At 71.8% G+C, this 9,655-nt stretch carries 11 protein-coding genes; all 11 read left to right on the forward strand.

Translation table 11 applies throughout. The annotated features are described in order from the left end of the window. Positions 1-6: 6 nt before the first annotated feature. Positions 7-1,260 carry a putative lipid II flippase FtsW gene (gene ftsW / locus AAG827_RS08650; protein WP_341925511.1) on the forward strand — a complete coding sequence of 418 codons (1,254 nt, stop codon included), beginning with the start codon at positions 7-9 and terminating at the stop codon, positions 1,258-1,260. 13 nt (positions 1,261-1,273) lie between these two features. Then, entirely contained in the window at positions 1,274-2,356 is a 1,083-nt protein-coding gene (murG, locus tag AAG827_RS08655; RefSeq protein WP_341925512.1) for an undecaprenyldiphospho-muramoylpentapeptide beta-N-acetylglucosaminyltransferase, read from the forward strand. Then, positions 2,353-3,771, forward strand: coding sequence for a UDP-N-acetylmuramate--L-alanine ligase (gene murC, locus AAG827_RS08660; protein ID WP_341925513.1), 1,419 nt, complete (start codon positions 2,353-2,355; stop codon positions 3,769-3,771). The genes murG and murC overlap by 4 nt, the downstream gene beginning before the upstream one ends. Further along, entirely contained in the window at positions 3,764-4,519 is a 756-nt protein-coding gene (locus tag AAG827_RS08665) for an FtsQ-type POTRA domain-containing protein (protein WP_341925514.1), read from the forward strand. The genes murC and AAG827_RS08665 overlap by 8 nt, the downstream gene beginning before the upstream one ends. A gap of 222 nt (positions 4,520-4,741) precedes the next feature. Next, positions 4,742-5,977: a cell division protein FtsZ gene (ftsZ, locus tag AAG827_RS08670; RefSeq protein WP_341925515.1), complete on the forward strand. Its 1,236-nt coding sequence runs from the start codon at positions 4,742-4,744 to the stop codon at positions 5,975-5,977. 6 nt (positions 5,978-5,983) lie between these two features. Further along, positions 5,984-6,697, forward strand: a complete 714-nt coding sequence (pgeF, locus tag AAG827_RS08675) for a peptidoglycan editing factor PgeF (RefSeq protein WP_341925516.1) — start codon at positions 5,984-5,986, stop codon at positions 6,695-6,697. Next, positions 6,694-7,395, forward strand: a complete 702-nt coding sequence (locus AAG827_RS08680; RefSeq protein ID WP_341925517.1) for a YggS family pyridoxal phosphate-dependent enzyme — start codon at positions 6,694-6,696, stop codon at positions 7,393-7,395. Before pgeF ends, AAG827_RS08680 begins: the two co-directional genes overlap by 4 nt. 61 nt (positions 7,396-7,456) lie before the next feature. After that, positions 7,457-7,957, forward strand: a complete 501-nt coding sequence (sepF, locus tag AAG827_RS08685; protein WP_309649390.1) for a cell division protein SepF — start codon at positions 7,457-7,459, stop codon at positions 7,955-7,957. A 6-nt stretch (positions 7,958-7,963) separates the two neighbouring features. Next, positions 7,964-8,257: a YggT family protein gene (locus tag AAG827_RS08690; protein WP_309649389.1), complete on the forward strand. Its 294-nt coding sequence runs from the start codon at positions 7,964-7,966 to the stop codon at positions 8,255-8,257. Positions 8,258-8,390: 133 nt separating this feature from the next. Then, on the forward strand, positions 8,391-9,137 hold the full coding sequence (locus AAG827_RS08695; protein WP_341925518.1) for a DivIVA domain-containing protein: 747 nt from the start codon (positions 8,391-8,393) through the stop codon (positions 9,135-9,137). 156 nt (positions 9,138-9,293) lie between these two features. After that, a partial coding sequence (locus AAG827_RS08700) for a hypothetical protein (protein ID WP_341925519.1) occupies positions 9,294-9,655 on the forward strand: 362 nt, incomplete at its 3' end.

The raw sequence follows: 9,655 nt of genomic DNA on the forward strand, positions 1-9,655 counted from the left end.
AGCGACGTGACGACCACGCACCCCGAGACCCGGAGCCGTGTCCCGCTGGGCAAGGTCGCCGGAGGGGTCACCGGTCGCGCGACCGGCTGGACCACGACGCTGCGCGACGCCCTGAGCCGTCCGCTGACGTCCTACTACCTGCTCCTGGGTGCCTCCGCACTGCTGCTGACCATCGGCCTGATCATGGTGCTGAGCGCGTCGAGCGTGCGCTCCTACGAATACACCGGCGACTCCTTCACGATCGTGCGCCGCCAGCTGATGTGGGTGCTGATCGGTGTCCCGGCCGCGGTGCTCGCCAGCCGGCTGCCGCTGCGCCTGATCCGGGGGCTCGCCTACGTCGGCTTCTCGGTGTCGCTGGTGCTGCTGACCCTCACCGCGTTCATGGGTGTGGAGCGCAACGGCAACACCAACTGGCTCGCGATCGGACCGCTGGTCATCCAGCCCTCCGAGATCGCCAAGCTGGCCCTGGTCATCTGGGCCGCCCACATCTACGCCAACAAGGAGCGGCGCCTCCACAGCTTCCACCAGATCGTGGTGCCGGTCGTGCCCGGGATGCTCCTGGCCACCACCTTGGTGATCGTCGGCAAGGACCTCGGCACCGCCCTGATCCTCTTCGCCATCCTGCTCGGCATGCTCTGGGTGGTCGGCGCCCCCATGCGCTTCTTCGCGATGGCCTCGATGATCGTCGGCGTCGGTGTCTTCGCGATGGCCACGACCAACGCCGAGCGCTTCGAGCGCATCACGACCTTCATCGACCCGTTCAAGGACTTCCACGGCACCGGGTGGCAGCCGGCGCACGGCCTCTACGCCCTCTCCAGCGGCGGCACCTTCGGCCAGGGGATCGGTGCCAGCCAGCAGAAGTGGGGCTACCTGCCCGAGGCCCACACCGACTTCATCTTCGCGGTCCTCGGCGAGGAGCTCGGCCTGGTCGGCACCCTGCTCGTCATCGGGCTCTTCCTGACCATCGCCTACGCCGCGCTGCGCGTCGCCCGCGAGACCGCCGACCCCTTCGTGCGCTACTGCAGCTTCGGCATCGTGGTCTGGCTGATCGGCCAGATGATCATCAACGTCGGCATGGTGCTGGCCCTGCTGCCCGTCATCGGCATCCCGCTCCCGCTCGTCTCCTACGGCGGCTCGAGCCTGGTCCCGACGCTCGTCGCGATCGGTCTGCTGGTCGGCTTCGCCCGCCGCGAGCCCGAGGCCGCGCGCGCCCTGGCGCAGCGCAGGTCGGTCCGGTCGTCCGGCCTCTCCGCCCGATGAGGACACTGGTCTGATGCGCGTCCTCCTCGCCGGTGGTGGCACCGCCGGCCACACGTCCCCCCTGCTCGCGACCGCCGACGCCCTGCGTCGGCTCGACCCCACGGTCGAGATCACCTGCCTCGGCACGCCCCGTGGCCTGGAGAACAAGGTGGTCCCGGCCGCCGGCTACCCGCTCGAGCTGATCCCTCCGGTGCCGCTGCCGAGGCGCCCCAACGCCGACCTGCTGCGGGTGCCGACCCGGCTGCGCGGCGCGGTCAAGCAGACGTTGGCGATCATCGACCGGATCCAGCCCGACGTGATCGTCGGCTACGGCGGCTACGTCTCCATGCCGGCCTACCTCGCCGCCCGTCGGCGCAAGGTGCCCCTGGTCATCCACGAGCAGAACACCCTGCCGGGGCTGGCCAACAAGGCCGGCGCCCGCGTCGCGACCCGGGTCGCGGTGAGCTTCCCCGACACCGAGCTGCGCAACGCCGAATACGTCGGGCTCCCGATCCGGCGGATGATCTCGCAGCTCGACCGGGCCGCCAGCCGCGCGGAGGCCCGTGCGTTCTTCGGGCTCGACCCCGACCTGCCCACGCTCGTCGTGACCGGCGGCTCCCAGGGCGCCCGTCGGCTCAACCAGGCCGTCTCCGGCGCCTCCGCGGCACTCGGCAGCGCGGGGGTCCAGGTGCTGCATGTCGTCGGCCCCCAGGGCGAGGCGACGCCGACCGCGACGGGCACGCCGTACGTCGTCGTCGACTTCGTCGACCGCATGGACCTGCTGCTGGCCGCCGCCGACCTCATGGTCTGCCGGTCCGGTGCCAGCAGTGTCGTCGAGGCGGCGGCCACAGGTGTGCCCGCGATCTTCGTGCCGCTGCCGATCGGCAACGGCGAGCAGGCGCGCAACGCCGGCGCGGTCGTCGGGGCCGGCGGAGCGCTGCTGGTGGACGACGCCGACCTCACGCCCGACTGGGTCGCCGACACCGTGCCGGGCCTCGTCACGGACCCCGAGCGCCTCGCAGCGATGAGCGCCGCGGCGTCGGGGCTGGTGCCGCGCGACGCCGACGATACGCTGGCCGCCATCGTGGTCGAGACCGCGGCAGGAGGCCGCCGGTGAGGGTGCCGATCCCCGCGGTGATCACACCGGCCGAGCACCTCGGTCGTGTGCACTTCGTCGGCATCGGGGGAGCGGGGCTGTCCGGCATCGCCCGCATCATGCTGGCGCGCGGCATCAGCGTGAGCGGCAGCGACGGCACCGACAGCCCCACCCTGGAGGCCCTGCGCGCGCTGGGCGCGAGGGTCGATCTGGGTCACGACGCCGCGCACGTCTCCGGGGTCGACACCGTGGTCGTGTCCACCGCCATCCACGAGGACAACCCCGAATACGTCGAGGCCGTGCGCCAGGGACTCATCGTGCTGCCCCGCTCGGCAGCCCTCGCCTCGGTCATGGCCGGGCGCCGCGTGCTGGCCGTGGCCGGCACGCACGGCAAGACCACCACGACCTCGCTGCTGACGGTGGCCCTCCAGGCGGCCGGCGCCGACCCGACGTACGCCATCGGCGGCGACCTCGCGCAGACCGGCACCAACGCCGCCGAGGGGGCCGGCGAGCTGTTCGTGGCCGAGGCCGACGAGAGCGACGGCGCCTTCCTCGTCTACGAGCCCTTCGCCTCGGTCGTCACCAACGTCGAGGCCGACCACCTCGACCAGTGGGGCACCGAGGAGGCCTACCGGGCCGCCTTCGACGAGTTCGCCGGCAAGGTCCACCCCGACGGCTTCCTGGTCTGCATCCTCGACGACCCGGGAGCAGCGGCCCTGGCCGCGAGCGCCGCGGAGCGTGGCACCACCATCGTCGGCGTCGGCGAGGACGCCGGTGCCGACGTGCGGGTCGTGGACCTCGAGCTGATCGGCAGCACCTCCTCCTTCACGGTCCTCGACGGCGGCGTCGAGCTGGGCCGCGTCACCCTGCAGATCCCCGGTCGCCACTACGTGCTGGACGCCGCCGCCGCGCTCGCCACGGGGCTGCGCCTCGGGTGCCCCTTCGACGAGCTGCGCCAGGGCCTCGAGGGGTTCACCGGCACCCGTCGACGGATGGAGCGCAAGGGGGAGGCCGGGGGAGTCCGTGTCTACGACTCCTACGCCCACCACCCCGCCGAGATCGCCGGCGACCTCGTCGCCGCCCGCTCGGTCGCAGGTGAGGGACGCGTCGTGGTGGCCTACCAGCCCCACCTGGTCTCCCGCACCCGCATCTTCGGCGAGGCCATGGGCCAGGCCCTCGGTGCTGCCGACGAGGTCGTCGTCCTCGACGTCTACCTCGCGCGTGAGGAGGCCGACCCGGCGGTGACCGGCGCCCTGGTCGCCGACGCGGTGCCGCTCCCGGCCGACCGCGTCGCCTTCGTGCCCGACTTCGACGCCGTCCCCGCCGAGGTCGCGCGGCGCGCCCGCCCGGGAGACCTGGTGGTCACGTTGGGTGCGGGCACCGTCACCGCCCTCGGTCCCCGGATCCTGGAGCTGCTGGAGGGTGGCGATGGCTAGCTCGACCCGCACCCGCGACGCGGGAGAGCGCACGACGCAGCAGACGCGTCGCCGCTTCGCCCGTCGTCAGTGGGCCCGGCGTTGGCTGCGCTGGAAGCCGGTCGTCGCGCTGGTCGCGCTCGTGGCTCTCGTCGTCGCCGGCGTCTACACCGTCTACTTCTCCGACGCCCTCGCCGTCGACGGCGTCGAGGTCACGGGCAACTCGCGCTTGAGCGACGAGCAGGTCCTGGCGGCCGCCGACGTCCCGGTCGGCGAGCCCCTGGCGCGAGTCGACATCGACGCGATCAGGAGCCGCGTCGGCTCCCTGGCCGACGTCGCCTCCGTCGACGTCTCCCGCGCCTGGCCCCACGAGGTGCTGGTCACCGTCGAGGAGCGCACGCCGGTGGCCCTGCTCGAGATCGCCGGGTCGTTGCGCGGCCTCGACGCCACCGGCGTCGTCTTCGGGACCTTCAAGCCCGCGCCGCCGGGCCTGCCCCGGGTCCGGACCACGTCCTCGACGAGCGCCGACGCGCTGCGCGAGGTGGCCGAAGTGGTCAGCGCCCTGCCCGAGGACCTCGCGGCGACGGTCGACCACGTCGAGGTCGAGACCGTCGACCGGATCACCCTGGTCCTGCGCGACGAGCGGGTTGTCAGGTGGGGGAGCGCGGCCCAGTCCGAGGAGAAGGCCGCGGTCCTCGCGGCACTGCTGGGCCAGGACGCGCGCGAGTACGACGTCAGCGTGCCGGGCACGCCCACCACGACCCGCTGAGGGCCGTCCGGGGCGATCTTCACGGCAACTCGCTCGTGTCACGGCGTGTCTGCACGTCCCGGGTGTCGACGTTGCCTAATGTCATGGTCACGACGAGGTTGACATAACTATAACCCTCAGGCTGAGGGTCAGGGTTCTCGACTCGCCGACCTTCTTCCCCGCGTGACCCCGTCACACCCCCATCGACAATCCCCAGCACTTATCCCGAGAGGTGAAGCCGCCGTGGCAGCTGCACAGAACTACCTGGCCATCATCAAGGTCGTGGGCATCGGCGGCGGCGGCGTCAACGCTGTCAACCGGATGATCGAGGTCGGCCTCAAGGGCGTCGAGTTCATCGCGATCAACACCGACGCCCAGGCGCTGCTCATGAGTGACGCCGACGTCAAGCTCGACATCGGTCGCGAGCTCACCCGCGGCCTCGGTGCCGGCGCCAACCCCGACGTGGGTGCCCAGGCGGCCGAGGACCACGCCGACGAGATCGAAGAGGTCATCAAGGGCGCCGACATGGTGTTCGTGACCGCCGGCGAGGGGGGCGGCACCGGCACCGGCGGCGCGCCCGTCGTGGCCCGCATCGCCCGCTCGCTGGGCGCCCTGACCATCGGTGTCGTGACGCGCCCGTTCTCCTTCGAGGGCAAGCGCCGCGCCGGCTCCGCGGAGGAGGGCATCGCCGGTCTCCGCGAGGAGGTCGACACCCTCATCGTCATCCCCAACGACCGGCTGCTGTCGATCAGCGACCGCAACGTGTCGGTGCTCGACGCCTTCAAGCAGGCCGACCAGGTGCTGCTCCAGGGTGTCTCCGGCATCACCGACCTGATCACCACCCCCGGCCTGATCAACCTCGACTTCGCCGACGTCAAGTCCGTCATGGCCAACGCCGGCTCGGCCCTGATGGGCATCGGCTCGGCCCGGGGCGAGGACCGCGCCGTGGCTGCGGCCGAGATGGCGGTCTCCAGCCCGCTGCTCGAGGCCTCCATCGACGGCGCCCACGGCGTGCTGCTCTCGATCGCCGGTGGCTCCGACCTCGGTCTCTTCGAGATCAACGAGGCGGCTGCGCTCGTGGCCGAGGCCGTCCACCCCGAGGCCAACATCATCTTCGGCGCCACGATCGACGACGCCCTGGGCGACGAGGTCCGGGTGACCGTCATCGCCGCCGGCTTCGACGGTGGCGCGCCCAAGCGTCGCGACGAGGGCCAGACCCTGCGCCGCGACGCCAAGCCGTCGCAGACCCAGGCCGAGACCCGGGCGGCGGCGGCCGCCGTCGCCACGCGTCGCGACGACGCCGGCAAGGGCGAGGTGGAGAAGCAGTCGGTGCTCGCGGGAGCCCGCACCCCGGCGACCCCGCCCACCACGATGCCGTCGAGCGCCTCGACGACGCCTGCCCCCACGACCCCCAAGCCGGCCCCGCGCCAGGTCCACTACGACGACGACGAGCTCGACGTCCCGGACTTCCTGAAGTAACGACGCTTGTACGCCTACCGCGCGGCCCTGGACCCCGTCGACCTGTCGTTCACCGACCGGTTCGGCGGGGTCAGTGCTGCGCCCTTCGACGAGCTCAACCTCGCGCTCGAGGGCGATGACGATCCAGCCGCCTGCGCGACCAACCTGCGCCGGGTGATGGACGACTTCGCCCCCGGGGACGACCTCGCCGACCTCCACCAGGTGCACGGTCGTGACGTCGTCACCCCCGACGCCCCGGGGGAGCGGTCCTCCGCCGACGGCATCGTCACCGACCGGCCCGGCGTCACGCTGATGGTCCGGGCCGCCGACTGCGTCCCGGTCCTCCTGGCCGACCCCGAGGCCGGCGTCGTTGGTGCGGTCCACTCCGGACGGCCAGGCCTGGCGCTCGCCGTGGTGCCGGCGACGGTGGCCCGGATGCGCGAGCTCGGCGCCCGGGAGCTGACGGCCTGGATCGGACCGCACGTGTGCGGCGCCTGCTACGAGGTGCCCGAGGAGCTCCGGGCCGAGGTGGGTGCCCTGGTGCCCGCGGCCGTGGCGACCACCTCGTGGGGCACTCCCTCGCTCGACCTCGGGGCCGGGGTCCGCTCCCAGCTCGAGGCTGACGGTGTGCGTGTCGTCGACGCCTCCCGTTGCACCCGTGAGAGCCCCGACCTCTTCTCCTACCGACGCGACGGCCGCCACGCCGGGCGCCAGGCCGGCCTGATCAGGATCCGACCGTGACCGCCCGGTCGGACGAGCTCGCCGCCAACCTCGCCACCGTGCGCGACCGCATCACGCGGGCGTGCGGCGAGGCCGACCGCGATCCCGGTGAGGTCGAGCTGGTCGTCGTCACCAAGTTCTTCCCCGCCTCCGACGTGCGGGTCCTCGCCGACCTCGGGGTCACCGACGTCGGCGAGAACAGGCACCAGGAAGCGGAGGCGAAGGCCGCGGAGTGCGCCGACCTCGGGCTGCGGTGGCACTTCATCGGTGGTCTCCAGAGCAACAAGGCCGCTGCCGTGGCGCGCTACGCCGACGTCGTCGAGTCCGTCGACCGGCCCAAGCTCGTGGCCGGGCTCGACCGGGGCGCCGCCGAGCGTGGTCGTGACGTCGAGGTGCTGGTCCAGGTCAGCCTGGACAAGCCCGGGGCCGAGCACCGGGCCGGGGTCGACCCGGCTGCGTTGGGCGACCTCGTCGGGGTCGTCTCGGGCGCCGAGCACCTCGTGCTGAGGGGGCTCATGGCGGTCGCGCCGCTCGGGGTCGACCCGGCGGTCGCCTTCGCCCGGCTGGCCGCGTTGCGTGCCGACGTGCTCCGCCAGGCGCCGGAGGCGACGTGGCTGTCGGCCGGCATGAGCGGCGACCTCGAGCAAGCCGTCCGGGCCGGCGCGACACACGTGCGCGTCGGCTCCGCGGTCCTCGGATCACGGCCCCAGGTCCAGTAGTGTCCACATCAGAGAAAGTGCGTCCCGACAGGGGCGCCTGCGAAGTTCCGGAGGAACAGTCATGAGCGGTGCGATGCGCAGGATCGGTGAATACCTCGGCCTGCTCGAGGACACCGGTCGTTACGACGACTACGACGGCGACGACTACCACACCCAGGAGACGACGCCGGTCGCGGCCGCGCGTGCCCCCCGGGCTCACGAGCCCCGCCCCGCGCCCGTCTCCGACCTCTCGGAGCGTCGTCGCCACACCGTGGCGCCCGGCCCCACCGGGGTCGTCGCGGAGCTCTCACGCATCACAACGCTGCACCCGCGCACCTACAACGAGGCGCGCACGGTCGGCGAGAACTTCCGCGAGGGCGTGCCGGTGATCATGAACCTCTCCGAGATGGACGACCAAGACGCCAAGCGCCTCGTCGACTTCGCGGCCGGGCTCGTTTTTGCCACGCGTGGCACGATCGAGCGCGTCACCAACAAGGTGTTCCTGCTCTCCCCGCCCAACGTCACGGTCGCCGCCGAGGACAAGCAGCGGATCGCCGAGGGTGGCTTCTTCAACCAGAGCTAGGACGTCGTGGAAATAGCTGGCCGGATCATCGATGTCATCCTCTGGGTGTTCATCGGACTTCTCTGGATCCGATTCATCGTCGACTGGGTGCAGGTCTTCGCCCGGTCCTGGAGCCCGCGCGGGCTCGTGCTGGTCGTGCTGGAGGTCGTCTACTCCGCCACCGACCCGCCGATCAAGGCGCTGCGCCGGTTGATCCCGCCGCTGCGCATCGGCAACTTCGCGCTGGACCTCAGCTTCATCATCGTGATGATCTGTGCCTACCTGCTGCGCTACGTCAACCGGGTCGTGCTCCTGTCCTGACCTCCTGGGTCCGGCGCGAGGTGCCGGTGGGAGGCGCGCACCCGGTGCGACGTCACACCAGTCCCACGCAGGCGCTATTGTTCGACGGACACACGTACTGCACCAACCGATCAATCTATGAATGGGTGAGGTCATGCCGCTGACGCCTGAGGACGTGAGCAACAAGCGATTCACGCCTGTCCGGCTCCGTGAGGGCTACGACATGGGTGAGGTCGACCAGTTCCTCGACGAGGTGGAGACCGAGCTCGCTCGGCTGACGAAGGAGAACGAGGACCTTCGGGCCAAGCTCGCCTCGGCGCAGAGCGGTGCTCCGATGTCTGCTCCTGCCGTGACGGCGCCCCAGCCGGTCGTCGTGGAGAAGGCTCCCGAGCCTGCTCCCAAGCCCGAGCCTGTCGCCGCCGCGCCCGAGGTTCCCGCGGAGACCATCCGGGTCGAGACGGTGCCGCAGGCCTCCAACGCTGCTGCCCGCCTGCTCGAGATCGCCACGCGCAACGCCGACGAGCTCGTCGACGACGCCAAGAACCAGGCCGACAAGATCATCGGCGAGGCCCGCACCAAGGCCGAGCGGCTCGAGGCGGAGTCCAAGAGCAAGGCCGACCGGCTCGAGTCCGACGCGCGCACCCGCTCGCAGATGCTCGACACCGAGACCGCCGAGCGTCGCACCCAGCTCTTCGGGGACCTGGAGAAGGAGCGCGACAAGCTCAGCGTCGACGTGGAGAACCTCCGCTCGTTCGAGCGCGAGTACCGCTCGCGTCTCAAGAGCTACTTCACGCAGCAGCTCGAGTCGCTGCAGGGACAGGCCGAGACGGCCGCCCCCTCCTCCGACGAGACGCCGGCGCCCAAGCGCCTGCGCTCGATCCTCGGGGAGGAGGAGGGCTGAGTCCCTCCCGCACGCGATGAACGGCCGGTCCTTCGGGGCCGGCCGTTCTGCGTGTCCACGGTGTGGCGGGTTTGAGCCGCCTTCCCGCACCGGCTACCCTCCGTGCAGCCCGTGGCTGTCGTCGCGGGTCCTTGCGGTCCGAGGGAGGCCCTTTCCATGGCTCGAAGCACCAGGAAGTCGTTGGCCGGGCAGGCAGCGTCCGCTGCACGCAAGGTGATCTCCCGCCGCCCCGCCAAGGCTGCTGCCACGGCGGAGGCCCCGGCGAAGAAGGCTGCACCGGCCAAGAAGGCCGCACCGGCGAAGAAGGCCGCACCGGCGAAGAAGGCCGCACCGGCGAAGAAGGCCGCACCGGCGAAGAAGGCCGCACCGGCGAAGAAGGCCGCACCGGCGAAGAAGGCCGCACCGGTCAAGAAGGCCGCACCGGCGAAGAAGGCCGCACCGGCGAAGAAGGCCGCACCGGCGAAGAAGGCCGCACCGGCGAAGAAGGCCGCACCGGCGAAGAAGGCCGCACCGGCGAA

This window comes from Nocardioides psychrotolerans, assembly GCF_943371775.1.
Lineage (GTDB): Bacteria > Actinomycetota > Actinomycetes > Propionibacteriales > Nocardioidaceae > Nocardioides > Nocardioides psychrotolerans_A.

Bases quoted from the DNA above. Each gene is read 5' to 3' on its own strand.
- murG (WP_341925512.1), top strand. From the start codon at position 1,274: ATGCGCGTCCTCCTCGCCGGTGGTGGCACCGCCGGCCACACGTCCCCC.
- AAG827_RS08665 (WP_341925514.1), top strand. From the start codon at position 3,764: ATGGCTAGCTCGACCCGCACCCGCGACGCGGGAGAGCGCACGACGCAG.
- sepF (WP_309649390.1), top strand. From the start codon at position 7,457: ATGAGCGGTGCGATGCGCAGGATCGGTGAATACCTCGGCCTGCTCGAG.
- AAG827_RS08695 (WP_341925518.1), top strand. From the start codon at position 8,391: ATGCCGCTGACGCCTGAGGACGTGAGCAACAAGCGATTCACGCCTGTC.